22 protein-coding genes, 9 pseudogenes and 1 riboswitch are annotated in these 25981 nt (G+C 33.3%); of the genes and pseudogenes, 9 read left to right on the plus strand and 22 right to left on the minus strand.

Translation table 11 applies throughout. From position 1 onward, the window contains the following. The first annotated feature begins 66 nt into the window (after positions 1-66). Together greA and ACZZ95_RS08770 are read left to right on the plus strand one after the other, a co-directional pair. Positions 67-543 (plus strand): transcription elongation factor GreA, encoded by a 477-nt coding sequence (gene greA, locus ACZZ95_RS08765; RefSeq protein WP_463468753.1) that lies wholly within the window; start codon positions 67-69, stop codon positions 541-543. A gap of 62 nt (positions 544-605) precedes the next feature. Then, positions 606-994, plus strand: a pseudogene (locus ACZZ95_RS08770) (HIT family protein). Positions 995-1056: 62 nt separating this feature from the next. Here ACZZ95_RS08770 and ACZZ95_RS08775 read toward each other — a convergent pair. Further along, on the minus strand, positions 1057-2208 hold the full coding sequence (locus ACZZ95_RS08775; RefSeq protein ID WP_463468754.1) for a sensor histidine kinase: 1152 nt from the start codon (positions 2206-2208) through the stop codon (positions 1057-1059). A gap of 160 nt (positions 2209-2368) precedes the next feature. Here ACZZ95_RS08775 and ACZZ95_RS08780 point away from each other — a divergent pair, with 160 nt between their 5' ends. From ACZZ95_RS08780 to ACZZ95_RS08795, 4 genes and pseudogenes are all read left to right on the plus strand, one after another. Next, positions 2369-3244: a flavin reductase family protein gene (locus ACZZ95_RS08780; RefSeq protein ID WP_463468755.1), complete on the plus strand. Its 876-nt coding sequence runs from the start codon at positions 2369-2371 to the stop codon at positions 3242-3244. Positions 3245-3276: 32 nt separating this feature from the next. Further along, positions 3277-3649 (plus strand): annotated as a pseudogene (locus tag ACZZ95_RS08785) (DUF3127 domain-containing protein). 192 nt (positions 3650-3841) lie between these two features. Beyond that, positions 3842-4480 carry a leucyl/phenylalanyl-tRNA--protein transferase gene (aat, locus tag ACZZ95_RS08790; protein WP_463468756.1) on the plus strand — a complete coding sequence of 213 codons (639 nt, stop codon included), beginning with the start codon at positions 3842-3844 and terminating at the stop codon, positions 4478-4480. A 2-nt stretch (positions 4481-4482) separates the two neighbouring features. Then, entirely contained in the window at positions 4483-5277 is a 795-nt protein-coding gene (locus ACZZ95_RS08795; RefSeq protein WP_463468757.1) for an MOSC domain-containing protein, read from the plus strand. On the opposite strand, the gene ACZZ95_RS08800 is transcribed toward ACZZ95_RS08795, so the two are convergent. The 14 genes and pseudogenes from ACZZ95_RS08800 to ACZZ95_RS08865 all read right to left on the minus strand — a co-directional run bounded on the left by ACZZ95_RS08800 (position 5274) and on the right by ACZZ95_RS08865 (position 15619). Beyond that, complete coding sequence (locus tag ACZZ95_RS08800; RefSeq protein WP_463468758.1) at positions 5274-5984, minus strand: HesA/MoeB/ThiF family protein; 711 nt, start codon at positions 5982-5984, stop codon at positions 5274-5276. The two genes, ACZZ95_RS08795 and ACZZ95_RS08800, sit on opposite strands and share 4 nt — an antisense overlap. Positions 5985-6014: 30 nt before the next feature. Further along, positions 6015-7174 (minus strand): annotated as a pseudogene (gene thiH, locus ACZZ95_RS08805) (2-iminoacetate synthase ThiH). Between the two features lie 41 nt (positions 7175-7215). Next, positions 7216-7593: a GxxExxY protein gene (locus tag ACZZ95_RS08810; protein ID WP_463468759.1), complete on the minus strand. Its 378-nt coding sequence runs from the start codon at positions 7591-7593 to the stop codon at positions 7216-7218. 148 nt (positions 7594-7741) lie between these two features. Continuing rightward, positions 7742-8520: pseudogene (locus tag ACZZ95_RS08815) on the minus strand (HisA/HisF-related TIM barrel protein). After that, positions 8501-9136 carry a thiamine phosphate synthase gene (locus ACZZ95_RS08820; RefSeq protein ID WP_463468760.1) on the minus strand — a complete coding sequence of 212 codons (636 nt, stop codon included), beginning with the start codon at positions 9134-9136 and terminating at the stop codon, positions 8501-8503. Before ACZZ95_RS08820 ends, ACZZ95_RS08815 begins: the two are co-directional and overlap by 20 nt. A gap of 30 nt (positions 9137-9166) precedes the next feature. Continuing rightward, positions 9167-9883 (minus strand): bifunctional hydroxymethylpyrimidine kinase/phosphomethylpyrimidine kinase, encoded by a 717-nt coding sequence (locus ACZZ95_RS08825; RefSeq protein WP_463468761.1) that lies wholly within the window; start codon positions 9881-9883, stop codon positions 9167-9169. Then, complete coding sequence (locus ACZZ95_RS08830) at positions 9841-10464, minus strand: thiamine phosphate synthase (RefSeq protein ID WP_463468762.1); 624 nt, start codon at positions 10462-10464, stop codon at positions 9841-9843. The genes ACZZ95_RS08825 and ACZZ95_RS08830 overlap by 43 nt, the downstream gene beginning before the upstream one ends. A gap of 40 nt (positions 10465-10504) precedes the next feature. After that, positions 10505-12328 (minus strand): phosphomethylpyrimidine synthase ThiC, encoded by a 1824-nt coding sequence (gene thiC, locus ACZZ95_RS08835; protein WP_463468763.1) that lies wholly within the window; start codon positions 12326-12328, stop codon positions 10505-10507. Between the two features lie 154 nt (positions 12329-12482). Then, complete coding sequence (gene thiS / locus ACZZ95_RS08840; RefSeq protein WP_463468764.1) at positions 12483-12689, minus strand: sulfur carrier protein ThiS; 207 nt, start codon at positions 12687-12689, stop codon at positions 12483-12485. Positions 12690-12775: 86 nt separating this feature from the next. Next, positions 12776-12873, minus strand: a riboswitch (TPP riboswitch). A gap of 88 nt (positions 12874-12961) precedes the next feature. Continuing rightward, positions 12962-13531 carry a DNA-3-methyladenine glycosylase I gene (locus ACZZ95_RS08845; RefSeq protein ID WP_463468765.1) on the minus strand — a complete coding sequence of 190 codons (570 nt, stop codon included), beginning with the start codon at positions 13529-13531 and terminating at the stop codon, positions 12962-12964. 126 nt (positions 13532-13657) lie between these two features. Continuing rightward, positions 13658-14017 (minus strand): hypothetical protein, encoded by a 360-nt coding sequence (locus tag ACZZ95_RS08850; RefSeq protein WP_463468766.1) that lies wholly within the window; start codon positions 14015-14017, stop codon positions 13658-13660. Between the two features lie 20 nt (positions 14018-14037). Then, positions 14038-14190 (minus strand): hypothetical protein, encoded by a 153-nt coding sequence (locus ACZZ95_RS08855; protein WP_463468767.1) that lies wholly within the window; start codon positions 14188-14190, stop codon positions 14038-14040. A gap of 127 nt (positions 14191-14317) precedes the next feature. Beyond that, positions 14318-14659, minus strand: coding sequence for a lipocalin-like domain-containing protein (locus ACZZ95_RS08860; protein WP_463471646.1), 342 nt, complete (start codon positions 14657-14659; stop codon positions 14318-14320). Positions 14660-14968: 309 nt separating this feature from the next. After that, a complete protein-coding gene (locus ACZZ95_RS08865; protein WP_463468768.1) occupies positions 14969-15619 on the minus strand; it encodes a queuosine precursor transporter in 651 nt (216 codons plus the stop codon). Positions 15620-15791: 172 nt separating this feature from the next. Between ACZZ95_RS08865 and ACZZ95_RS08870 the strand changes: the two genes are divergently transcribed. Then, positions 15792-16322, plus strand: a complete 531-nt coding sequence (locus ACZZ95_RS08870) for a hypothetical protein (protein ID WP_463468769.1) — start codon at positions 15792-15794, stop codon at positions 16320-16322. Then, complete coding sequence (locus tag ACZZ95_RS08875; RefSeq protein ID WP_463468770.1) at positions 16297-17853, plus strand: M3 family metallopeptidase; 1557 nt, start codon at positions 16297-16299, stop codon at positions 17851-17853. The genes ACZZ95_RS08870 and ACZZ95_RS08875 overlap by 26 nt, the downstream gene beginning before the upstream one ends. Before the next feature lie 62 nt (positions 17854-17915). On the opposite strand, the gene tsf is transcribed toward ACZZ95_RS08875, so the two are convergent. The 6 genes and pseudogenes from tsf to ACZZ95_RS08905 all read right to left on the minus strand — a co-directional run bounded on the left by tsf (position 17916) and on the right by ACZZ95_RS08905 (position 22674). Beyond that, complete coding sequence (gene tsf / locus ACZZ95_RS08880; protein ID WP_463468771.1) at positions 17916-18878, minus strand: translation elongation factor Ts; 963 nt, start codon at positions 18876-18878, stop codon at positions 17916-17918. A 144-nt stretch (positions 18879-19022) separates the two neighbouring features. Further along, positions 19023-19823 (minus strand): annotated as a pseudogene (gene rpsB / locus ACZZ95_RS08885) (30S ribosomal protein S2). A gap of 229 nt (positions 19824-20052) precedes the next feature. After that, a pseudogene (gene rpsI, locus ACZZ95_RS08890) lies at positions 20053-20440 on the minus strand (30S ribosomal protein S9). After that, entirely contained in the window at positions 20440-20895 is a 456-nt protein-coding gene (gene rplM, locus ACZZ95_RS08895) for a 50S ribosomal protein L13 (protein ID WP_463468772.1), read from the minus strand. Before rplM ends, rpsI begins: the two are co-directional and overlap by 1 nt. A 194-nt stretch (positions 20896-21089) precedes the next feature. Continuing rightward, a pseudogene (locus ACZZ95_RS08900) lies at positions 21090-21902 on the minus strand (ferritin-like domain-containing protein). Between the two features lie 25 nt (positions 21903-21927). Then, a pseudogene (locus ACZZ95_RS08905) lies at positions 21928-22674 on the minus strand (ferritin-like domain-containing protein). A 196-nt stretch (positions 22675-22870) separates the two neighbouring features. Here ACZZ95_RS08905 and ACZZ95_RS08910 point away from each other — a divergent pair. Next, positions 22871-23897: pseudogene (locus ACZZ95_RS08910) on the plus strand (LacI family DNA-binding transcriptional regulator). A 601-nt stretch (positions 23898-24498) separates the two neighbouring features. Here the strand turns inward: ACZZ95_RS08910 and ACZZ95_RS08915 are convergent. Next, entirely contained in the window at positions 24499-25683 is a 1185-nt protein-coding gene (locus ACZZ95_RS08915; protein WP_463468773.1) for a DUF2931 family protein, read from the minus strand. Between the last annotated feature and the right edge of the window lie 298 nt (positions 25684-25981).

The raw sequence follows: 25981 nt of genomic DNA on the forward strand, positions 1-25981 counted from the left end.
AGTATATTTGTGGTAAGAAAATCCCGTCGCGATGGGATTTTTTGTATTTATATAAACGATGAAGTTATGAGTAATGTATCTTATTATACAGCAGAAGGTCTAAAGAAATTAAAAGATGAATTGGAGCACTTAAAAAGTGTAATGCGTCCAAAGGCATCTCAAGATATTGCAGAAGCGAGAGATAAAGGTGATTTGTCTGAAAACGCGGAATATGATGTCGCGAAAGAAGCACAAGGTTTATTAGAAATGAGAATTGCTAAACTGGAAGAAGTATATTCAAATGCAAGATTAATAGATGAGTCCCAATTAGATGTTTCTAAAGCTTTGGTTTTGTCTAATGTAAAAATCAAAAATCAAAGTAACGGCATGGAGATGAAATATACTCTTGTTGCCGAAAGTGAAGCCGATTTAAAAACAGGTAAAATCTCTGTAACCTCTCCAATTGGAAAAGGTTTACTAGGGAAATCTGTTGGAGAAGTAGCAGAAATCACTGTTCCTAATGGAGTTTTGAAATTTGAAATTCTTGAAATTTCAAGAGACTAATTTTAGTTTAACCGTTTAATCGTTAAATCGGTTAAACGATTAACCAAATAAACGAATAAACAATGGCATCAATATTCACTAAAATAGTAAACGGAGAAATTCCTGCTTATAAAATTGTTGAGGACGATAAATATTTAGCTTTTTTAGATGTAAATCCAAATGCTAAAGGACATACACTTTGTATTCCAAAACAAGAAATCGATAAGATTTTTGATATGGAAGAAGAAGATTATTTAGGCTTAATGAAGTTTTCTAAAAAAGTGGCGCAGCTTTAGAAAAAACAGTTCCGTGCAAAAGAATCGGAATTGCCGTTGTAGGTCTAGAAGTGCCTCACGCACACGTACATTTAATTCCGTTAAACGAAATGGATGAAATGCGTTTTCAAAACAAAGTATCGCTTTCAAAAGAAGAATTTGAAGCTTTAGCAAAAGATATTCAGTCGAATTTATAATGTTTTCACGAATGTCAGGCTCAGTCTGACAAAATAGATAACAAAAAGTGCAGTAAGTAATTTTACTGCACTTTTTTATTTAATAAAATTTGAAAAGTAGTTCCTTTTCCAATTTCAGAGTTTAATACTTTAATATTTCCGTTGTGGTATTCTTCAACAATTCTTTTCGTTAAAGAAAGACCAAGTCCCCAGCCGCGTTTTTTGGTTGTAAAACCTGGTTCAAAAATAGTTTTAAATTGTTTTTTAGAAATTCCTGTTCCAGAATCTTTGACATTAATTTTTACATTAAATGCATCCTGTTCAATTCTAAGATCCAAAGACCCTTTTCCTTTCATGGCATCAATCGCATTTTTAACCAAATTCTCGATTGTCCAGCTATGTAATGTTGGATTTATCATTACAAAAATAGGCTCTTGTGGTGCCTCAAATGAAAACGAAACCTGTTTTGAAAAACGGGACTGCAGGTATTCGTAATCATTTTTTGTTTCTTCTATAATATTACGAACTTCTAAAACTGGAACCGAACCAATTTTAGAAAAACGATCGGTAATCGTCTGCAGGCGCTCTATGTCTTTTTCGATTTCAATACTTATTGAAGGATCAATTTCTTCTGTTTTTAATATTTCGACCCATCCTATAAGAGAAGACAGCGGTGTTCCAATTTGATGTGCCGTTTCTTTTGCCATTCCAGCCCAAAGTTTGTTTTGAGTTGCCATTTTGGTGCTTTTGTAAAAATTATAAATTAAAGCAACACATAAAACGATAATAAGAAGTAGTGCGATCGGATAATATTTTAGTTTATTCAGTAATCCTGAATTTCCGTAATAAAGTGTCTGGTATTTTCCAGGAGCATATTCAAAAGTTATCGGTTCATTTTCATTTCTTAATTTTTTTAAATAAGCCGTTCTTTTTTTCTTGTTGCTAAGAATTTCCGTTGGAACATTCGTCGCGCTCACGACTTTATCATATAATATTACTAAAGCAGGAATAGAAGTATTGTTGTTGATAATTTGAAGCGGAAGTTCTATATCGGTATTTTCGTTTGCATTTACAATTGTAATTTGCGCATTTACAAAAAGTTTCATCTTCAAACGTTCCTCATTTTTAAAGATTTGGAAAAAAGTATAAGTGTTCCAAAGAATTAGAGAAATAATAATAAAGCAAACGGAAATGATGATCCAGCGAGTTGTATTTGTTCTTTCAGAAAAAGACATATCAATTATTTTGTGGTATAAATATAACGAAATATACACATTTTATATTTTGCGAATGCCGAAAGTTTTTTTGTTTTATCTGCAAAACAATTTCTCATAATTAAACCATTTCAATACTTTTGCAGGTACCAAAATGAGATTTGGTTTTAAATCAAAAAGTATGATCAGTATTAATCCAAAAGAGATTCCAACGGCCAAACTGCAAGGCTATCTGCAGAGTGCTATCGGTCCAAGACCAATTGCTTTTGCAAGTACCATCAGCGAAAAAGGAATTCCGAACCTGTCACCGTTTAGTTTCTTTAACGTTTTTAGTGCAAATCCGCCTATCTTGGTTTTCTCGCCAGCGCGCCGAGTCCGAGATAATACAATAAAACATACTTTAATTAATGCCGAAGCAACTCGAGAAGTTGTTATAAATGTCGTAAATTACGATTTAGTACAGCAGACTTCTCTGGCTAGTACAGAATATGGAGACGGCGTAAATGAATTTATTAAAGCGGGATTAACACAAATTCCATCAGATTTAGTAAAACCATATCGCGTAAAAGAATCTCCAGTTCAATTTGAATGCAAGGTTACGCAGATTATTCCGTTAGGAGAAGAAGGCGGAGCAGGAAATTTAATTTTGTGTGAAGTAGTAAAAATTCATATTCACGAATCAATTTTAGATGAAAATGGAGCAATCGACCAGTATAAAATTGATTTGGTTTCGAGATTAGGAAATAACTGGTACTCAAGATCAAATCAAGGCCTTTTTGAAGTAGCAAAACCATTGACAACACTGGGAGTAGGCGTAGATGCAGTGCCGGATTTTGTAAAAGAAAGTGCTGTTTTTGATGGAAACGATTTAGGTAAATTAGGTAATATTGAAGCCTTGCCTACAAAAGAAGAAGTTAGTATATTTGTGAAAGAAAATTTTTCAGTCAAAGGAGTTTTAAGTTCAGACGACCAGAAAAAAGTACACTTAGAAGCAAAAAAATACTTGGATAATGGCGATGTAGAGTCGGCTTGGAAAGTACTTTTAGCTAAAAAATAAAGAAATAGAAACAATAATTAATATAGACGAAGATGGAAGTTACAGGAAAAGTAAAAGTGGTTAACCCAGAGCGACAAGTTAGTGCCTCATTCAAAAAAAGAGAGTTAGTTGTTACTACTGAGGAGCAGTATCCACAACATATTTTAATCGAATTTACACAAGATAAATGCGATTTATTAAGTAGCTATAAACAAGGAGAGGCAGTAAAAGTTTCTATCAATTTAAGAGGAAGAGAATGGGTTAATCCACAAGGAGAAACTAGATATTTCAATAGTATTCAAGGTTGGAGAATCGAAAGATTAGCAGATGCTTGCACCTACACAAGCACCACCAATGCCAACAGCAGAAACTTTTGCTCCAGCGACAAACGTAAACGAAGACGAACCAGACGATTTACCGTTCTAAGAGTTTAAAAATTACAATATAAAAAATTCCAAATTCCAATTCATTCGACTGAATGTGGGATTTGGAATTTTTTATATAGCATGAAGACCTTTGTCAAAGTTTTAAACTTTGAGAAAGGTTCCCTCAGCAATTGGTATTTTGGAATTTGGAATTTTTATATTGGAATTTTCTCAACATTCATTATTTAAAAAGATGTATTACCTATTTGAAGATTTATTTTTTCCGCCAGTTACAGAAGCAGACGAAGAGGGCGTTTTGGCGATTGGAGGTGATCTAAGTCCCGAACGTTTACAATTGGCTTATAAAAGCGGTATTTTTCCTTGGTTTAATGAAGGCGAACCAATTCTGTGGTGGGCTCCAGATCCTAGAATGGTATTGTTTTTTGATGAGCTGATTATATCCAAAAGCATGCGAAACATCCTCAATCGGAAAATATTTAAAGTTACTTTTAATAAAAATTTTAGAGAAGTAATTTCAAACTGCCAGCAGATAAAGCGTGACGGACAAAACGGAACGTGGATTTCTAACGAAATGATCAATGCTTATTGTAAATTGAATGAAGAAGGAATCGCCAAATCTGTTGAGGTTTGGCAGGATGATGTCTTGGTTGGCGGTTTGTATGGAATTGATTTAGGAAATATTTTTTGCGGAGAAAGTATGTTTTCTAAAGTTTCAAATGCTTCGAAAACAGCTTTTATCGCTTTAGCATTATATTTGCAAAAAGAAAATTATAAATTATTAGATTGTCAGGTTTATAATCCGCATTTAGAAAGTTTAGGATGCCGTGAAATTGACCGTGAAGAGTTTATGTCCAATTTAAAAACTAAATAAAAATGAGTGCAGTTTTCAGTGTAAAAGAAATTTATATATATCCAATAAAAAGTCTGGCGGGAATAAGCTGTAAATCTGCTTTTGCCGAAGAAATGGGATTTGAAAATGACCGAAGATGGATGTTAATCGATGCAGATAATCAAATGATCACACAGAGAGAATACCCAATTATGAGCCAATTTTATCCTCAAATTGTCGCTGGAAAAATTAGTTTAGTTTTTGAAGAAAAACAGCATGAATTTTCTATTGATGAATATTTAGATGCTAAAATTGAAACCACTGTTTGGGATGATAAAACCGAAGTTTTTGAAGTAAGTAAAAACACTTCAAAGTGGTTTAGCGATTGTTTGGGTTTTGAATGTAAATTGGTCAAAGTAAATAAACTTGGAGATCGCAAACATGAAAGTTCAAGTACTAAAGAAACTTTTAATGTTAGCCTGGCAGATGGATACCCATATTTATTAATCGGAACAGAAAGCATGGATGTTTTAAACGATAAATTAGAACAAAAAATTACCGTAAAAAGATTTCGCCCTAATATTGTTATCAATACGGAAAATGCTCACGAAGAAGATGATTTTAGTACTTTTAAAATTGGAGAAGTAGCGTTTCAAAACATAAAAATCTGCGAAAGATGTATTATGGTGAACAATGATCCAGAGAAAGGAATTGTAAAAAAAGAACCACTAAAAACGCTGAGCAAATACAGAAAAGTTGGTAATTCCGTTTTTTTTGGAACTAACATTGTCAGTTTAAATTCCGGAATTATTGCGGTTGGAGATCCTCTTGTTTTCTAGAAATTCAACTTTGTAAAGTTCCAGTTTAAAGTATTAAAAATTATAAGTTCGTTTTTTAGAGCTGGTAATTCTAAAATCAATTTTAAGGTTTCATGCGCCATCATGTTTCCAATAATTCCAGGCAGAGTTCCTAAAACGCCATTCAAATTACAATTGGGAACATCTTTAGGATCTGGCATTTCTGGAAATAAATCACGCAGGTTTTTACTTCCATTATGATTAAAAACAGCAATCTGCCCTTCAAATTTTAGAATGCTTCCATAAACTAAAGTTTTGTTTAATCGAACGCAAGTATCATTTACCAGATAACGTGTCGTAAAATTATCTGAACCATCAACAATTATATCATATTGTGCTATAATTTCTGATGCATTTTCTACAGTTAATTTTTCTTGAATTGCCACAGCTTCAATTAACGGATTTAGTTTTGAAACGACTTCTTGAGCGACAATTGCCTTATATTTTCCAATGTCATTTTCTGTATATAAAATTTGTCTGTGCAGGTTATGAATTTCGATAATATCAAAATCCATGATTCCGATAAAACCAACTCCTGCCGTTGCAATATATTGTAAAATCGGACAGCCTAAACCGCCCGCTCCAATTATTAAAACTCGTGCTTTTTTTAGTTTTTCCTGCCCTTCATCACCAATTTCAGGAAGAATAGTTTGTCTGTTGTAACGGAGAAATTCTTGTATAATACTCATTATTAAATTCTAGATTTTAGATTGTTGATTTTAGATTTTTGATTGAGATTGGAATTTGGAATTTAAATTTTGGATATTTAAACTGAAACTTCTGTCCCAATCTTTCCAAACAGGTTCATAACCTTTGTTTTTTATGATTTTTGAAATTTCATCTGCGGAGCGTTCATCGCTGATTTCAAATTGTTCCAAAGACTGCGGATCAACTACATAACCGCCTGGATTTGTTTTAGAACCCGCACTCATACTCGTAACGCCAATCGGAATTATATTGTTTCTGAATTTTTCGTTTTCACGGGTTGAAATTGAAATTTCCAAATCTTCATTCCATAATCTATAAGCGCAGATTAATTGCGTCAAATCTTTATCATCCATGATAAAGTTGGGTTCAATTATTCCCTCGGCAGGGCGGAGGCGAGGAAAAGAAACAGAATATTTGGTCTGCCAATATTTTTTTTGAAGATAATCTAAATGCAAAGCGTTGAAAAAACTGTCAGTTCGCCAATCTTCCAAACCTAACAAAACACCTAAACCTATTTTATGAATTCCAGCAGTTCCAATTCGGTCAGGAGTTTCTAGTCTATAATCAAAGTTTGATTTCTTGCCTTTTGTGTGATATTTTTTGTAAACTTCCTGATGATACGTTTCCTGATAAACCAAAACGGAATAGACTCCAGCGTCATGCAGTCGTTCGTAATCTTCTGTAGAAAGTACTGCACTTCAACAGAAATAATAGAAAATTCTTCTCGAATTAAGGCAATTGCATTTAGAAAATAGTTGATGTTAACTGTATAATTGGCTTCGCCAGTAACTAACAAAACATGATCAAACCCCTTATTCTTTAAGGCTTCAACTTCGAGCTTTATTTCCGCATCAGAAAGTGTTTTGCGTTTGATTTTATTATCTAAACTAAAGCCGCAATAAGTACAAATATTTTGGCATTCATTACTCAAATATAAAGGTGCATACATTTGGATGGTTTTCCCGAAGCGTTTTTTTGTGATTTCATGGCATTTCTGTGCCATTTCTTCCAAATAATTTTGGGCGATAGGAGAGATCAAGACCAAAAAATCGTCGAGAGTAAGTTTGGTTTTTGCCAAAGTCAATTCGACATCTTTTGATGTGGTTTGATATATTTTGGATTGAATGGAATCCCAATCGTAGTTTTCAAAAACCGATTTGAATGTGTTCATAGTTTTTATTTGTTTCCCGCAGATTTTGCAGATTCCGCAGATTAAATTTTATTAGCAACACGATGAATATTTTCCAGAATATTGGAGCAGTTGAAATTGACTAATAATCCAAGTTTTTTATTAGTCAATTTTAAGTACGTGTTCAATTGTTTAAAATGAATAGGTTTTATTTCGTCTACTGATTTTAATTCTATAATTACTTTATCTTCTACTAAAAGATCTAATCTAAAAGTTATATCGAGATAAACCTCATCGTATTTTACAGGTAAATCAATTTGCCTAGTTACTTGTAATCCATCCTTCTTCAATTGATAATAAAGAGCACTTTCATATATTGATTCTAATAGTCCAGGTCCGAGAGTATTATATACTTTAAAAATTGCTCCTCTAACCTTATATGAAATTTCATTTTCTGACATAATTCTTCTTTGATTTTTTAAATCAAAATTAATGAAATTTCTTACTTTTAATATGAGATGTTTTACAATAGATTCTGCAGATTAATTTAACTTAATAATTGTAAAAAATAATCTGCTAAATCTGCAGAATCTGCGAGAGAAAAATCAATTAGTCATATAAAAAGGAAGTCAAAGGACTAGAAGCCACAGCATAATTTTGCGAATTAGCAATTTTGGCTTCAAAAGCTTTTCTTCCTGCTATAACAGCTTCTCTAAAAGCTTCGGCCATTAATTTGGGATTTCCTGCAACGGCAATTGCAGTATTTACCAAAACAGCATCAGCACCAATTTCCATTGCTTTTGCAAGCATCAGACGGAGCGCCAATTCCTGCATCTACGATAACAGGAACGGTACTTTGTTCGATTATAATTTCTAGAAAATCAATAGTTTTTAAACCTTTATTACTGCCAATTGGTGAGCCCAAAGGCATAACAGCCGTTGTTCCTGCACTTTCTAAATATTTACATAAAACAGGATCAGCATGAATGTAAGGCAGTACAAAAAAACCGAGTTTGGCTAATTCTTCCGTGGCTTTAAGAGTTTCAATAGGATCGGGCATTAAATATTTTGGATCGGGATGAATTTCAAGTTTTACCCAATTCGTTTCTAAAGCCTCGCGAGCCAGCTGTCGTTGCAAAAACTGCTTCTTTAGCATTGCGCGCTCCAGATGTATTAGGCAGTAAGTTAATATTCGGATGTTTTAAATGAGATAAAATGGCATCTGTATTGGTTTCTAAGTCAATACGTTTTAAAGCTACTGTAACCAACTCACTTTCTGAAGCTAAAATGGCCTGCTCCATTTCTTTGTTTGAACCGAATTTTCCTGTTCCTAAAAATAAGCGGGATTTAAAGCTTTTATCACCAATATTAAACAATGACTTTTGCATATAACTTTTCTTTAAGTTGTTGAATTAATTTTTCTTTTTCATCGCTTTCTGTGATGATTCCAGATACGGCAATTCCGTGAATTCCAGTATCCATTAACGGATTTATATCTAGCAATGTGATGCCTCCAATAGCATAAACTGGAATTTCTATTTTATTTTTCTTTAGTTTTTGAAGAATTTCAAAATAACCCGACAATCCTAAAATTGGACTTAGTTTTTCTTTTGTTACTGTAAATCGGAAAGGGCCTAAACCAATATAATCGCAACCATTTTTAACATGATCTTGAATGTTTTCGAAAGTATTAGCTGTTCCGCCGATGATTTTTGAAGACCCTAAAATCGCCCTTGCTTCCTCTATTTTAGTATCGGTTAAACCTAAATGAACTCCATCTGCATCAATTTGCTTTGCGAGATGCAAATCATCATTGACAATAAAAACAGCCTGATATTCGTCGCATAAAAGTTTTACGGCTTTCGCCAAAGTAAACCTGTTTTTATCTGTTTGGTTTTTAAATCGCATTTGCACCCATTCGCATCCTGCATCAAGAGCTTGGTGAATGTTGCGTAACTGTTCTTCGATGGTTTCGCCTTGTGAAATATATTGCAGTTTATACATAATGGTATCCGATTAAAGTTGAAGTTGAACTCAAATAATTTTCGATATATATTTTGGCATTGCTTGCAAGCTTCTGTAATGGTTTGGTTTAATGCTAAATTGGCGAGCAATTGCGGCAGAAAGGACACAACCAGAACCGTGTTTTTCAAAACATTTTTTATCTGAAGGAAGAAGATCTAAAAATTCATTTTTCAAGAATAAACGATCGGTTCCAATTGCAGTTTCATTGTGTCCGCCTTTTAGCAGAATGTTGGTTGGAATTTCGTTTTTCTCCCAATAGTTGTTAGAAATAAAACCAGGAAACAAAATCTCCATTTCATTAAAATTTGGAGTAATCAAATCAATTTTGGACAGAATTTCGTTTAAGTTTAAATCACCTCCAATATTCATAAATTCAAATTTTGTTGTCGATTTTAAGACGGGATCCCAGACAATTTGAGTTGACGGCGATAAAATCTTTATAAGCGAAACAATTTGGTTTAAATGATTTAGAGAAGATAAAACTCCAATTTTCACTACATTAATTTTATAATTTGAAAAGAGGCTTTCAATAGAACGAACTACAAAACTTAAATCAATCCATTCAATTTCATAAAATTCATTTTCAGTCTGAATTGTATTCGCAGTTGCGATAGCAAAACCAGTGATTTTATGCTGTTCCAATGTTTTGATATCAGCCAAAATTCCAGCACCTCCCGAAGGATCTAAACCAGCGATTGTAAGTGCGAAAGGACGATTTTTTGACATAATTTAAATTGTTTTAAAGGTTTTTCATTATTCCAAATTGCTCCTAAAAATGCAACATCATCAAAGCCATTTTCAAGTACTTTTTGAATATTTTCAGCATCGATTCCGCCTAACGCAATCATTTTGGTTTTATGATTTGTTCTTTTCTTTAATTCTTCAAAAAGATCTGTTTTGGGATGATAATTTTCTTTTGAAATGCTTTTAAAAACCGGACTTAGAAAGGCATAATCAAAATCATTTTCTAGTGCATCAAAATCTTCAATGGAATGTGTTGATGTTGATATGGATTCGTATTTAGGCGTACAAGGTTTTTGAAAGCTTGCAGGAAAGTCACGATTGTGTTTTCTTTCTTTTTCAGAAAAATGAATGCGGCTAATTCCAAAATCTTCTGCCAAAACATGATGATTGTGCAAGACAATTTTGGATCTAAATTCCATTTTAATTTGATGAATAAACTGCGACATTTCCAATTCAGAAAAATCAGGTTTCCGAATATGAAGCAACGGCAATCCTTCCTCAAATAGAGAATGAATTATCTTGATTTCATTTTCAACAGCAAAAGGATGAGAGATCACGATCATATCTTTCTTCTTTATTCTTTCCTCTTATTTTCTTAAAACACTAAATATAAATCTCTTTCCCTTGTTCGATAAATTCTTCTGATTTCTCCTGCATTCCTTTTTCCATGGCGGCGACATCTCTAATTTCCTGCGATATTTTCATAGAGCAGAATTTTGGGCCACACATCGAGCAGAAATGAGCTACTTTTGCACCATCGGCAGGAAGTGTTTCATCGTGAAATTCTCTGGCAGTATCAGGATCCAAAGCCAAATTAAATTGATCTTCCCAACGAAATTCAAAACGGGCTTTGCTCAATGCATTATCACGATATTGTGCTCCCGGATGACCTTTGGCCAAATCAGCGACATGAGCTGAAATTTTGTACGTGATCACACCATCTTTCACATCTTTTTTATTCGGTAAGCCTAAATGTTCTTTTGGTGTAACGTAACACAACATCGCACAGCCATACCAGCCAATCATCGCGGCGCCAATTGCCGATGTAATATGATCGTAACCTGGTGCAATATCTGTAGTTAAAGGCCCCAATGTATAAAATGGAGCTTCGTGGCAATGCTCTAATTGTTTGTCCATGTTTTCCTTAATCATGTGCATTGGGACGTGTCCTGGACCTTCAATAAAAACTTGCACATCGTGTTTCCAAGCGATTTTGGTTAGTTCACCTAAAGTTTCTAATTCGGCAAATTGTGCGGCGTCATTGGCATCGGCAATAGAACCTGGGCGTAACCCATCTCCTAAAGAAAAAGCAACATCATATTGTTTCATGATTTCGCAGATTTCTTCAAAATGAGTATACAAGAAATTTTCTTTATGATGGAATAAACACCATTTTGCCATGATTGATCCGCCTCGGGAAACAATTCCAGTAACACGATTTGCCGTTAAATGAATGTAACGAAGTAAAACTCCGGCATGAATGGTAAAATAAGAAACACCTTGTTCTGCTTGTTCAATCAAAGTATCGCGAAAAATTTCCCAAGTTAAATCTTCAGCAATTCCTTTTACTTTTTCTAATGCCTGATAAATAGGCACAGTCCCAATTGGAACGGGCGAATTACGAATAATCCATTCTCTGGTTTCGTGAATGTTTTTTCCTGTTGATAAATCCATAATCGTGTCAGCTCCCCAGCGGCAAGCCCAAACGGCTTTTTCAACCTCTTCTTCAATAGTTGAAGTCACGGCGCTGTTTCCAATATTGGCATTTATTTTTACCAAAAAATTACGACCCACAATCATTGGTTCGCTTTCTGGGTGATTGATATTGTTTGGAATAATAGCTCTTCCACAGGCTACTTCAGAACGAACAAATTCTGGAGTGATTTTGCTTTTAGGCGTATTGGCTCCAAAGCTGTGTCCTCCGTGCTGGCATTGCATCACTTTAGTCTGTTCATTTAAAAGTTCAATTCGCTGGTTTTCGCGAATCGCGATATATTCCATTTCAGGCGTTATAATTCCTTGTTTAGCGTAATACAACTGTGTTACGTTTGCGCCTTTTTTGGCTCTTTTCGGCTGATGCAAATATTCAAAACGAAGATGATTTAAACTTTCATCTTTCAGTCGGCTTTGACCATAATCTGAAGTTATTTCGTTTAAAATTTCAACATCATTTCTGTCTAGAATCCAGCTTTCGCGTAAGCGTGGTAATCCTTTTCTAATATCAATTGCAATATTTGGATCAGTATAAGGCCCAGAAGTATCATAAACGGTTACAGGAGGATTTTTCTCAATGCCGCCGTTTGAAAGTTTAGTATCGCTAAGATGAATCTCTCGCATCGCCACTTTTATAGGATGAATTTCCCCATCAATATATACTTTATGAGAATTAGGAAATGGGGTTCTGGAAATTTGTTCTTCTGTAGTCATAGAAATAAGTTTATAGTTTGTTGTTTTTTGTTTCACGTTTCAAGTTTCACGTTGTTGTTGATGGTCGATTTTGATTATCCGTAGAGACACACTGCAGTGCTTCTACATTATGTGTATAGTTGAAAATTGGAATTTAAAAAATTGGATTTTTCAATTAACCTCCCTGCGTAGCAGAAATAATCAAAATTTCGTCAGTTTCTTGTATGAGGAATTCGTTCCATTTGGTTTTTGGAACAACGGTATTGTTAACAGCAACAGCGATTCCGTTTTGTTTGTTTGGAATTTCGAGATCGAGCAATGATTGAACGCTTAGCGATTCAGCATTGAAATTTTTAATTTGTTGGTTGATTTTTAGTTCCATTCCTTTTGAGTTTAGTTTTTGTAGAGATACACAGCAGTGTATTCTAAACCTTAGGAATGGCTACAATTACGCATAAAAATGCGCGCAGAAGTCATCTTACTTTTCCCTACGCTAGTATGAACTAGATCAGGTTCAGAGGGTAAAATCTCAGCCTACAAAGTTGTAGACACCCCTAAAGTGTGAAGCAAATATAATGTTTTTTTGTTTAAAAGTTTGAGGTTTAAAGTTTCAGCTAAAAAAAACTGAAAACTGTAACTGAAAACTGCGACTAGTTACTGAGTTCTCGTCCAACAATTTTCCGCGTGATCATTGACCATTCCAGTTGCCTGCATATGTGCGTAAATCACCGTTGAGCCGACAAATTTAAAACCTCTTTTTTTTAAATCTTTACTAATTTCGTCAGAAAGTGGAGTAGTGGCTGGAACATCTTTTGACGTTTTGGGATGATTGATTATAGGTTTTCCATTCGTGAATTTCCAAATATAATCTGAAAAACTGCCAAATTCTTCCTGAACTTTCATAAAAGCCTGAGCGTTTGAAACTGCCGATTTAATCTTTAATTTATTGCGGATGATTCCAGTGTTTTGAAGTAATTCATCTATTTTATCTTCAGAATAGTTCGCAATTTTTTTATAGTCGAAATTGTCAAATGCTGTTTTAAAATTTTCTCTTTTGTTTAAAATTGTAATCCAGCTTAAACCAGCCTGAAAAGTTTCTAAAATTAAAAATTCAAATAAAGTTGGATCGTCATAAACAGGAACTCCCCATTCTTCATCATGATATTTTTTATATAAATCGCTTGCCGTACACCAGCCGCATCGTATTAAGTTTTCATTTTCCATTACTTCCCAATTTGCCAGCTGTATCCTTTTACAGTCGGAATATAGGCTGATTTGCCAATTATGACTAAGTTGTTATAGATTTTTTTCTCGTATTTTATTCCAATCGCCGTACCTGAAGTATACAATTTATTGGATCGGAAAGCAATTTTCATGCTTGCCATCTTTGAATTTTGCATCAGAAACTTTTTCTAAAAGCCAGGTAGATTTCCATTTTACGGCTATTTCGTCTTCTGCAATTTTTGTAATGCTTTTAACTATTTTGACAGCTTCCTTAGGGATTTGAAAATTTTGTGTTAGTTCTTTTTGAGTAAAGGTTTCACCTATTTCACTATTATAGAGTATTTTTTTCAAATTAACGAAAGTCATTAAATTATCGCTCTTTTCATTTTCTGCGACACTTTTCAGATTCTGTATTTCTGGTTTGCTAAGCGTATCTTTTTTAAATGCAAAATCATCATTTACATTACGGTTCTGTCTCTTTGTCAAATCTTTTATTGCTGATTTTTCTAAAGCGCTTTTTTTAAATTTTTTTCTGCAACGGGTTTTAATTTATTTACAGAGGTAATCATTTCCTTTTGAGACTGTTTTTTTGCATCGTTGCCACAGCCTATAAAGAAATAAGTTAATGAAAGTAATATTATAATACCCGTTTTTTTCATGACATTAAATTACTCTTAATTTTTGAGAGAAGTGTTCTCATATAAATATTTTTTTTGTTTCAAATGTATAAAAAAACCTCAAATCAATTAAGATTTGAGGTTTTTCAGAATTTATTAGTTTCTAAGACTAGATTTTTTTGTAAACTACAACTGCTGAAACTGACATTCCTCCTTCAGAGTAAGTCATTTTTAATTTTAACTTACTTCCAGATAATTCAGTGATTTCATATTTTTCAGATTCACCAATGTATTTTTTAGTCAAAGTGTTTCCGTCTTTAGTAAATGTTCCTTCTTGAGTATAAGTATTACATTTACTATTTGTATATTCTGCATAGGTATCTACGAATTTGTTATCTGCTTTAAATTCTACGATATCGTTAGCACAACCACCGTCGTTTGTGTACGGCTGTAAAACTTCTTCATTTCCAAGAACTACTCCCATGTGAGTGATTTCCCATTTTCCTTCAATGTTTCCTTTGTCATCGCTGTCAGTCGCTACAAGATGTTACTGCTAATCCTAATGTCAAAACTGACACGAAAAGAATACTTAATTTTTTCATTTTTGGTAGATTTTATTTGTTAAATGTTTTGGCAAAAATAGAATCTTTTTTAACAAATAAAGCCTTTTTTATAAGTTTTTTCGTTTGTTTTTAACTTTATTTTATAAAATACTGAAAATCAATCTTGTTGTTTATGCGCTATTTTTCTTCCAAAAAATAAGTAAGATTTTTACTTGACAACATTGTTTTTATGTAGTAAAAAAAGTACTAAAACGAAGTCATTTTTCTTCGGCCAAATACTTTTTAATTAAGTGGTGACCTAAATAAATTGCAGGAGTTAGTATTATAGCAATTGCTAACTTAAAAGTATATCCAATTAGGCCAGATGAGATAAAGGTATCAAAGTCAATTTTTCCAGGAAGCCAAAAAGCAATTCCTAAAACAATAAAGGAATCAAATAATTGTGAAATTACGGTTGAACCAGTAGCTCTCAACCATATTTTCTTTTCACCAGTTCTATTTTTAAAAAACCAAAATATCCAAACATCAATAAGTTGCGACGCCATAAAAGCGATGAGGCTTCCAACAATAATCCACATACTCTGTCCAAATACAGCTTGAAATTGTTCATCATTTACAGGGCTTATTCCTTTGGTCGCCGGAATCACAATTGCCATAAATAATATTATAAATGCATACGCAATAAGGCATGCAGTGATAAAAGAAAGTTTTTTTACGCCTTTTTCACCAAAATATTCATTAATTAAATCTGTAGTTAAAAATACAATGGGCCAAGGTAAAATTCCTATACTCATTACAAAAGGACCAATCTGGATTAGTTTTCCTCCAATAAGTTCGGCAACAACGGCATTTGTGATAAATATTCCTGCTAGGATTACAAAGACAATTTCTTTTCTGGTTTTAAACATGTTATTTTGGATATTGATGTTTCAAAAATAAACTATTTCTTTTAAATCCTATAAGCTGATTAATTTATAATCCAGCCGAATATGAATTATGCTTTCGATTGGTTAATTTTGAGTTTCAGTTATTATTTTCTCTGAATGAGGAGATTCTACTTAGAATTAATTAATGTAATTTATGATGAAAGCACAAATAGATAATCCACTACTAAAAGAGTGGTCAGGGCCTTATGGAGGAGTTCCAGATTTTACAGAATATAAAATTTCAGATTTTAAGCCGGCAATAGAATTTGCTATTCAGGAAAAATTAGAAGAATTAGATGCCATTGCAGATAATGCTGAAAAGCCAACATTTGAAAATACAATTAAAGCTTTAGAACTTTCTGGTGAAAAATTAGATCGAATTCATGCGGTTTACGGAATTTACAGATCAAATTTAAGTACTCCAGAATTTAATGTAGTTGACACAGAAATGTCTCCAAAGTTGGCAGAAATAAATGATAAACTGTATCAAAATGAAAAGCTGTTTTTACGAATTGAGTCTTTATATAAATCTGACGAAAGTAAGAAGTTAACAGACGAACAACAGCGTTTGCTTTGGCTTTATTATTCTGATTTTGTGAGAGAAGGCGCAGAGCTAAAAAAAGAGGACAAGGTTAAAGTAGCGCAGATTAACCAAGAACTTGCAAGCACTTTTCACTTTATTTAGTCAGAAGTTATTAGCAGAAGAAAATGATCAATATATAGAGTTAAAAACGGAAGCTGATTTTGAAGGTTTACCTGAAGCATTTAAAAATGCGACAATTGCCGAAGCGGAGGAGAGAAAGTTGCATGTTTTAGGATGTATTGGAAATACAAGATCGTCTATTGAGCCTTTTTTGACTTTTTCAAGCCAAAGAAGTTTAAGAGAAAAGGCATTTGATATTTTCGTTAAGCGAGGTGATAACGGAGATAAAAATGACACAAATGAGACCTTGGTTTCCATTTTAAAACTAAGAGCAGAAAAAGCAAAAATATTAGGGTTTAATAATTTTGCAGAATGGAGTTTGTCTAATAAAATGGCAAAAGATCCGCAAAAGACTTTAGATTTGATGGAATCAGTTTGGAAACCAGCGGTCGAAAAAGTAAAAAATGATGTTTCGAACATGCAGGAAATGGCAGAACAAGAGGGAGGAAATTTTAAAATTCAACCTTGGGATTATCGTTATTATGCTGAAAAAGTCCGAAAAGCAAAATATGATTTAGATCAGAATGAAATAAAGCAATATCTGCAATTGGAAAATTTGCGTGAGGGAATGTTTTGGACAGCAGGTGAATTGTTTGATTTAGGTTTTAAGCAATTATTTGATGTCCCGGTTTATCATTCAGATGTTCGTGTTTGGGAAGTGAATAATAAAAATACTGGCGAACCAATTGGGCTTTGGTATTTTGATCCTTACGCGCGTGTAGGAAAGCGTTCGGGCGCTTGGATGAATTCGCATAGGGATCAGCAGAAGATAAACGGTAAAGTGCTTCCTATTGTGTCGAACAATTGCAATTTTATAAAAGGAAATGCTGATGAACCCGTTCTAATTTCATGGGATGATGCGAGTACCTTATTTCATGAATTTGGTCACGCCCTTCATGGTTTATGTTCTAATGTAACTTACCCGAGTTTGTCTGGAACTTCTGTGGCAAGAGATTATGTGGAGTTTCCTTCGCGACTATTAGAACATTGGCTGGCAACTCCGGAAGTATTGAATAAGTTTGCGCTTCATTATAAAACAAACGAACCTTTGTCACAATCTTTGGTGGAAAGAATTGGAAATGCGACTAATTTTAATGAAGGATTTGCAACTGTAGAAACGATTTCAAGTTCTTTCGTTGATATGAAATTACATTTAACTACAGAAGTGGTTGATCCGCATCAATTTGAAAAACAAGTTTTAGAGGAAATCAATATGCCGTCTGAAATTGTAATGCGACACAGAATTCCACAATTTGCCCATATTTTTTCCAGTGATGGATATGCGGCAGGATATTATAGTTATTTATGGGCCGATGTTATAAATGCAGATGCATACGAAGCATTTTTAGAAGGAAGTGGGCCTTTTGACAAAGTTGTATCAAAGCGTCTTTTAGAAACTGTTTTGAGTGTTGGAAATACGATAGATAATGAAAAAATGTATGAGAATTTTAGGGGACATGCTCCAAAATCTGATGCGTTAATGCGTGCAAGAAACTTTCCTGTTGAAAACTAATAAAAATAGAAAAGCCCGAATAAATAAATATTCGGGCTTTTCTTTATTGAAAAAATAATATATTAACCTAAAGTAACTCTTTTGAAACCTGTAATTTCAACGTTGAATCCTTTAACGTAATCATTAACTTTTTTACTATCATCTTTGATGAAGTTTTGATCTAATAAAGCTTTCTCTTGATCTAAAGTTGTGTTATCAGAGATGAAACGTTGAACTTTTCCTGGGATAATTTTGTCCCAAATTTGTTCTGGTTTACCTTCAGCTTTTAATTCAGCTTTAGCATCTTCTTCAGCTTGTTTGATAACTTCTTCAGTTAATTGAGAGTAAGAAATATATTTAGGAACATTTTTTAAAGTTTTTCCTAAACGTTTTGCTTCTTCATTATCTTTTTCGATTACAGCAATACGAGCGACAAGTTCAGATTCAACGAAAGCAGGATCAAAATCTTTGTAAGATAATGTATCAGCTCCCATAGATGCAACTTGCATAGAAACATCTTTAGTTAAAACGTCAGCGTTAGGAATTGCGACAGAAATTGCAGTTAATGCGACAATTTTGTTTACGTGAACATAAGATCCAACGAAAGCACCTTCTAAAATTTCAAAACCACCGATTTCGATTTTTTCACCGATAACACCAGTTTGCTCGATTAATTTTTCAGCAACAGTAATTCCGTTGAAATCTGAAGCTAAAAATTCTTCTTTAGAAGAGAAATTAATAGCTCTTTCTACTAATTCTTTAGCCAAAGTTACGAAAGCCTCATTTTTACCTACGAAATCTGTTTCGCAGTTTAAAGTGATGATAGCTCCTTTAGTATTGTCAGCATTGATAAAAGAAACAGCGACTCCTTCAGATGAGTCACGGTCAGAACGGTTAGCGACAACTTTTTGTCCTTTTTCTCTAAGGACTTGTATAGCTTTATCGAAATCTCCATCAGCTTCAACTAAAGCTTTTTTACAGTCCATCATTCCGGCACCTGTAGATTGTCTTAATTTATTTACGTCTGCGGCAGTAATTGTTGCCATAATATTTTGAATTTTAATGTTAAAAGTAAAAATTCCATCTTTTAAATTCTAAATTCCAATTTTATTAAATTATCAACATAACGTTTTTAATTTTTGTTTGGATTTTAGAATCTAAAATTTGGAATTTAAAATTTGATTTATTCTTCAGTTGCAGGAGCGAGCGACTTCAACAGCCGGTGCGGCTTCTACAGCAGGAGCAGCGACTTCAGCGACAGGAGTTTCTTCTGTGAAAACTTCAGTTTCTTTTTCAGAACCTCTGTCAGAAAGACCGTCGATTACAGCGGCAGTAACTAAAGATAAAATTTTGTCAATTGATTTAGAAGCATCATCATTTGCAGGAATAACGTAATCAACCTCTCTTGGGTCAGAATTCGTATCAACCATTGCGAAAACTGGAATGTTTAATTTTTGAGCTTCTTTTATTGCGATATGTTCAGCTTTGATATCTACTACGAACAATGCTGCAGGTAGTCTAGACATATCAGCGATTGAACCTAAGTTTTTCTCTAATTTAGCACGTAGACGATCAACTTGCAAACGCTCTTTTTTAGATAACGTCATGAAAGTACCATCTTTCTTCATTTTATCAATAGAAGACATTTTTTTAACTGCCTTTCTGATAGTTACAAAGTTAGTTAGCATTCCACCAGGCCATCTTTCAGTGATGTAAGGCATGTTTGCGAGCTTTTGCTTTTTCAGCAACGATGTCTTTTGCTTGTTTTTTGGTAGCTACGAATAAAATTTTTTCTACCTGATGCGCCGATTTTTTTCAAAGCTTCGTTAGCTTCTTCAATTTTAGGCTGCAGTTTTATATAGATTGATAATGTGAATACCATTACGCTCCATATAAATGTAAGGGGCCATGTTTGGATCCCATTTTCTAGTCATGTGTCCAAAGTGAACACCTGCTTCTAGTAAGTCTTTTACTTCTATTTTGTTTGCCATTTTTGTACTAGTTTACGTTCTGTTGATTAGCAATGTGTTTTGAACTTTAGCTTTAGGCAATATGCTTTAGGCTTTAAGCTTTATGACTTTCAGACTTTCGACTTTCAGACTCAACCCATTTAGATGCTAAACTATTTCCTACCTCGATAGGAGAGCAACAATAACTGTGTTTTTTAATTTCAATAAATAATTGATAATGTCTTGTCCCATTTGAACAAGACAGGTAATATTAACGTTTAGAGAATTGGAATCTCTTACGAGCTTTCTTCTGACCGAATTTCTTACGTTCAACCATTCTTGGATCTCTTGTTAATAAACCTTCTGGTTTAAGGATTCCTCTGTTTTCAGCGTTAACTTCACACATTACGCGTGCTAATGCCATTCTTACAGCTTCTGCCTGACCAGTTGAACCACCTCCGTAAACGTTTACTTTTACATCAAAGTTGTCTACATTTTCTGTCATAGACAATGGTTGTAAAACTTTGTATTGTAAAGTTGCAGTTGGAAAGTAAGTTGCGAATTCTTTTTTGTTTACAGTGATTTTTCCTGTTCCTTCAGAAACATATACACGTGCAACAGCGGTTTTTTCTTCTACCGATTTTGTGAATAACTCCCATTACTTAAGATCATTTAGGTTAACAGTTCTAGGTTTTTGAGCTCCGTGAGTATGCTCAGCACCTACAACAACATTTAGATTTCTAAAAAGTTCTGCTCCTAATTTATTTTTAGGTAACATACCTTTTACAGCTTTTTCTACTAATAATGCAGGGTTTTTTGCTTGCAATACTTTAGCAGTTAAAGTTCTTTGTCCTCCTGGGTAACCTGTATGACGCATGTAAATTTTGTCATTCAATTTTGTACCTGTAAGGTTAATTTTTTCTGAGTTGATAACAATTACGTTATCTCCACAGTCAACGTGCGGTGTGTAACTTGGCTTGTACTTACCTCTTAAGATCATTGCAACTTTAGAAGCAAGACGTCCTAAGTTATGACCTTCAGCGTCAACAACAATCCACTCTTTAGTTACAGTGGCTTTGTTAGCTGAAACCGTTTTGTAGCTTAATGCGTCCATAATATTATTTTAATTAAACATTCCATCCCCAATAAAGGGGATGCAAAAGTACAATTAATTATTTTAAATCCAAATACCTGAAAAGAATATTTTATCTGCTGAAAATCAGGGGTTCAGTTTTTTATTAAGTCAAGGCATAAAAAAAACCGTCTTACTTTAAGGTGAGACGGTTTAATAATTAGGAGAAAAAATTATTATACAATAAAAATATTTGCAATATCGACTACTTGCTGTGTCGTTAATGGTTCGTCATAAGCTTCAGAACCTGCAGCAGCGCAAAAGCTGAAGCTGTATTAAAGCCAGCCTGCATTGTTACGCCTTCACCGTCATATACTGCCTGCGTTGTCGCCGGCATACCTGCGCCTCTTTCTGCATTAGAAATCCATCCTTTCAAACCTCTCAGTCTTCTTACTTCAGAAGCATGACGAGCTTCAACAGAATGAATCTGGAGCGGCTGCTGTTAATAAATCTGGTGTTGTAATTAAATTAGTCGCTTGTCCTTTATAGGCTCTAACCCCTGTATCTTCAAATGCTTGGGCAAGAGCTAGAAAAGTTGGATAATCATTAAAAGGATCAAAAGCGCCTCCAACAGTAAAGTCAAATGTTGGTTTTGGTACAAAGTTAGCACTTGCAGTACCACCAAGACCTGCTATTAAGAATTTAACATGATCTGCTTCGTGATCTGCGATTTGTTGGAAGACTTTTAAATCACGTCCGCCATTTTCAGATGCTGGAATTACGCCAGAATCTAATGCCATAGCATAAAATTCATTTTCTAAATATTCTAATGTTAAAGCAAATTGCAAAGCGCCAATAGGAGTTGCTGGAGTTGCTTTTATATCTTGTGCCATTGCTTTATTAGCAAGAGCTGATAATCCGAAAGGGATAGAGGCGAAGGCCAGTGTTTTACCGATATTTCCAAATTGCGAAAAACTGTCTCTTCTCGATCCAGTGCTTTTCATTAAGTTGTCATCAGTAAACGTTTCTATAAATTTTAAAATGTTCATAATTTCTAAGTTTTACTGGTTAAGATTAAGGTAAGTATTTAGCTGTAAATTTTGTAGTTATAAAATTCGCGACAATCGGCAGAATTTTAGATGGGTCTTTCGCGTCATCTAGTCCTGTGGACATATTTACGATATCGTCTCCAGCAAAATCTTTAGAATTCGGATTAATTAAACTTCTTATTGCGTGACATGTCTGGCTTCTACAGAAACAATTTTTCCTGCTAATAATAGGTAGTCCGGTGTTTTGATTAATTTTCCAGCTCCATTATAAGCGGCAACTCCTGTGTCTTCAAGAGCTTTGGCAGTTGCTAAAACTTCAGTACGGCTGTTAAAATTTAAAGAACCGTAACTAAACGCCAATGTTGGAAGTAATTGAGAACTTGGATCTGGAAGAGCTCCGGTCAAAGCGGCTTTGAAGAAATCTCTGTGAACAACTTCATGGTGATATAAGTCTGTCAGCACCTGACGTTCCGTATCATTAAATACACTATTAAAGCTTGATGCATTTACTACTTTAGTGTAAAAATCTGCTTCTAATTGTTCCAAAGCGTAGGCGTAGGTAAGAACTCCAAAGTCCCCTGAGCCTAAATCAAAAACACCATTTCTTACTCCAGGTAAAGAGGTGTCTTCCATATCGTTATCGTTATCATTGTCGGCTGCGACCAGCTAAAACTAAACCTGTGGTCACTAATGTTAATCCACTGAGCTTAAGAAAGCTCCTTCTGCTATTCAGTGAAGGATCAACTTCATGAATTTTAACTTCGTTTTTCATAATCTAGGTTTTTATTAAGGTTAATAACATCGTATTAAGTTTATTAACGAAATTTTTGTAAGTGCGGTTTCAGAAAAATCCTCTTTTTTTGTTTTTTTTTCGAATTGAGCACGTAATTTCAAATACTGGTAGTTGTTTTTTGTTTTATTTTCGGTAATTCTACTATATTTGTATTAATTACATAAACTTTTATTAGATGAAAGCTAAAGCAACTCTAAAACAAATTGCGAAGGAACTAGGCGTTTCTGTGTCAACGGTGTCTAAAGCACTTAATGACAGTCCGGAAATAAGTGAGCAGACGAAGGTGAAGATTAAGGAGTATGCCAAACTCAAAAATTATAAGCCGAATGTTATTGGTCTAAATTTAAAGAATCGTAAAACCAAAACTATTGGAGTAATTATTCCTAATATTTTGAATTCTTTCTTTGCGAAGGTTTTTAGCGGTATTGAGAAAGTGGCCGATAAAAAAGGATATAATGTAATTACTTGTATTTCTAATGAATCTCTGGAAAAAGAAGTTCATACTCTTGAAATGCTGAGCAACGGAACGATCGACGGATTTATTTTGTCTGTTTCTCAAGAAGCTCAAAAATTGCAGGATTACAATCACTTTTCTGAAATTATTAATGACGGAACTCCTATAGTAATGTTTGATCGTATTGCTGATGAAGTAGATTGTGATAAAGTAATAGTAGATGATTTTGATTCTGCTTTAAATTCAACACAGCATTTAATTGATTTAGGATGTAAAAATATCGCACTAATTTCTTCTGTAGATAATATTAGTGTTGGAAGATTGAGAACAGAAGGATATTTAAAAGCTTTAAAAGACAATAATATTCCAGTTAACGAAAAAATCATTCTTCGCACAGATTCTGAAGAAGATATGAAAGCTAAAATAGAAGGTTTGTTTGATCATAAAATAGACGGAATTTTTGCTTTGGATGAAAATGATTCAGTTCTTGCTTTAAGAGTGAGTTTGAAAAAAGGATACAGAGTTCCAGAGGATATATCAATAATAGGTTTCGCAGACGGAATTTTAGCTTCAAGACGTTTATCACCAAGTTTGACTACAATAAGTCAGCACGGTGTTGAAATTGGAGAAACTGCTTGCAAAAAGATTAATTGAAAGATTAGAAGAACCAGAAGGAACAATTTCTGAATATGAAACTATCGTTATCAAAACCAAACTGAAAGAACGAGAGTCTACGAGAAAAAAATAAAAAGTAATAAAAAACCATCCCTAGCGGATGGTTTTTTGTTTAAAAATTTAAAATTCCAAAACATACATATATTCCTAATACTAAAGTTGGGAAGAATAACAGCAATAAAAAATAATTTGAATTTCTTAGATTTATCTTTTTCTGCTTGCTAAAATCAAGTGCCTCAATTATTATAGCCAGATTAATTATAAATAGGATAAAAGTTGATAAAATTATAAGTCCGAAAAGACCTTCTAATCCCAAATTTACAAATTCTCCAATTAAGTAAAGTAGAAAAAAATGATGGCTGGAATTAAAATTCTCGCACCAATATGTATGATAACATCAAAAATCTTTGTATCATTATTTTTGAAATTAGGTTTTTTAATTTCAAACAGTTCATTTAATTCTTGGTTCATTATATTTTGTTTTTATTGTTTTTTATATAATTTTATAAAAAAAGGTAATAATCCAATATAAGATAAAATCTCTAATATTTTAACAGCCAATCATAAGAGTCTTGATCTATTGCTATTGCAGTTCCGAAGAACCGAGTCATATGGGTTAAGAGAAGTATACTGATCGAAATTATCGTAAGTAAGGTGTGATTTTTCATTTTTATTTATTCAGCATCAAATACTTCAACAAAAGAATTTGGTATGTCTATTTCGTTAGTTGCGGATTTTAAACAAACTTTGCCACAATAAACAGGTTTGTTTATATTACTTTTTACAATTTTATCGTCAAATTTTATATACAGTTGTACATCTTTATTCTTCTCATAAAAAGTTGTAAAACGTTTTATTAATTGATTGTTGTATTGACGAGCTTCAAGAGGTTCTAAATGTTGGTAAGGAACTTTTCCTTCAAGTATACCTATAGTAATGCGAACCTCTAGGTAATGATTAAAACGATCTTTTATGTATAGCACCATTTCTTTTGCGAGAGCTTTAGTATTTACGGTATCTATTAAAAAATCTAGACCATTATTGTATATATAATAATTCTCATGATTAATAAATGATATTGAATAGTCATAAATTTTAAAATCAGGATTATTAACACCTATAGTATAATGATATCGCTTTAATCTGTTTTTATAATATTCATTACTTATTTTATTTTGTTTAATTTCTTCTTGAACAAAGGGCAACATATCTTTTTGATAATTTTTGATAACTTCAGATCTGTTTGGATTTTTACTAAAATCGTTCCAGCTTTCATTAAAATCTTCATGCGCTTGATAGGTTCCTATTTCAATAACTGCACAGTCGCTAATCCATAAGGTTACCAAACCTTGTGGAGCAATCCCTAGCTTAAAAGTGCTGTACTTATTTTCAGATTCTGTTCCATCATCATTTGTATAAGTACCATAATCTTTTTTAAAAAGATCGTATATTTTTTTTTGAGGAAGTTCAAAATCTCCTGTATAAAATTTATCTTCTGCATAAGAAAACCAAGTAACGCTCATGCGTTCAGGTATCCTTCTTTTTTCATCGCCCACAACATAAATACCGTCGCCATCTTCCCAACGATTGTTGCCTAAATATTCGCCGCTTGGTATCCATTGCGATTCTCCTTTAGAATCTGTAAAATCGCCATGTACCACTTCCATAGGAGCTGTAAGGTCTGCACCTACATTTGCCAGCCATTCAAATTTTTCTGTTTTTACAAGCATTTCTTTTTGTTTTTTATCTGATAAAAAATAATAAAATAGTTCCGTTCCTTTTTCTTGCCATAATTTGAGTCCCACAAAAGCCAATAAAATAATGACTAAGGCAATATATATTTTGTTTAAAAAGTTCATTTAAGTGTTGTTATTTTATTTGAAGTACAATTGCACGAAGTATTAAATTAGACAATGTGAGTAATATCAATAATGCAAACAGTATTTTTGTTAGTTTTTTTTTGAACCCATATACATATACAAAACCTGAAAAAAACATAGTAAAAACAGGAGTAGCATTGTAAATAATCCCTTGAATACTTTTGGCATCTTTGAAATTATCAGGAAGTAACTTATAGCTTAAAGATGTAAGAATGAGAATAAGTAGTATGGATAATGTTTTATTTTGAAAAAGATTTAATTTATTCATGTGATTTAT

This window comes from Flavobacterium sp. AC267 (assembly GCF_979258715.1).

Excerpts from the sequence above, each read along its gene's own strand:
- greA (WP_463468753.1), top strand. The coding sequence starts at position 67 with ATGAGTAATGTATCTTATTATACAGCAGAAGGTCTAAAGAAATTAAAA.
- ACZZ95_RS08775 (WP_463468754.1), bottom strand. The coding sequence starts at position 2,208 with ATGTCTTTTTCTGAAAGAACAAATACAACTCGCTGGATCATCATTTCC.
- ACZZ95_RS08780 (WP_463468755.1), top strand. The coding sequence starts at position 2,369 with ATGATCAGTATTAATCCAAAAGAGATTCCAACGGCCAAACTGCAAGGC.
- aat (WP_463468756.1), top strand. The coding sequence starts at position 3,842 with ATGTATTACCTATTTGAAGATTTATTTTTTCCGCCAGTTACAGAAGCA.
- ACZZ95_RS08795 (WP_463468757.1), top strand. The coding sequence starts at position 4,483 with ATGAGTGCAGTTTTCAGTGTAAAAGAAATTTATATATATCCAATAAAA.
- ACZZ95_RS08800 (WP_463468758.1), bottom strand. The coding sequence starts at position 5,984 with ATGAGTATTATACAAGAATTTCTCCGTTACAACAGACAAACTATTCTT.
- ACZZ95_RS08810 (WP_463468759.1), bottom strand. The coding sequence starts at position 7,593 with ATGTCAGAAAATGAAATTTCATATAAGGTTAGAGGAGCAATTTTTAAA.
- ACZZ95_RS08820 (WP_463468760.1), bottom strand. The coding sequence starts at position 9,136 with ATGTATAAACTGCAATATATTTCACAAGGCGAAACCATCGAAGAACAG.
- ACZZ95_RS08825 (WP_463468761.1), bottom strand. The coding sequence starts at position 9,883 with ATGTCAAAAAATCGTCCTTTCGCACTTACAATCGCTGGTTTAGATCCT.
- ACZZ95_RS08830 (WP_463468762.1), bottom strand. The coding sequence starts at position 10,464 with ATGATCGTGATCTCTCATCCTTTTGCTGTTGAAAATGAAATCAAGATA.
- thiC (WP_463468763.1), bottom strand. The coding sequence starts at position 12,328 with ATGACTACAGAAGAACAAATTTCCAGAACCCCATTTCCTAATTCTCAT.
- thiS (WP_463468764.1), bottom strand. The coding sequence starts at position 12,689 with ATGGAACTAAAAATCAACCAACAAATTAAAAATTTCAATGCTGAATCG.
- ACZZ95_RS08845 (WP_463468765.1), bottom strand. The coding sequence starts at position 13,531 with ATGGAAAATGAAAACTTAATACGATGCGGCTGGTGTACGGCAAGCGAT.
- ACZZ95_RS08855 (WP_463468767.1), bottom strand. The coding sequence starts at position 14,190 with ATGAAAAAAACGGGTATTATAATATTACTTTCATTAACTTATTTCTTT.
- ACZZ95_RS08865 (WP_463468768.1), bottom strand. The coding sequence starts at position 15,619 with ATGTTTAAAACCAGAAAAGAAATTGTCTTTGTAATCCTAGCAGGAATA.
- ACZZ95_RS08870 (WP_463468769.1), top strand. The coding sequence starts at position 15,792 with ATGATGAAAGCACAAATAGATAATCCACTACTAAAAGAGTGGTCAGGG.
- tsf (WP_463468771.1), bottom strand. The coding sequence starts at position 18,878 with ATGGCAACAATTACTGCCGCAGACGTAAATAAATTAAGACAATCTACA.
- rplM (WP_463468772.1), bottom strand. The coding sequence starts at position 20,895 with ATGGACGCATTAAGCTACAAAACGGTTTCAGCTAACAAAGCCACTGTA.
- ACZZ95_RS08915 (WP_463468773.1), bottom strand. The coding sequence starts at position 25,683 with ATGAACTTTTTAAACAAAATATATATTGCCTTAGTCATTATTTTATTG.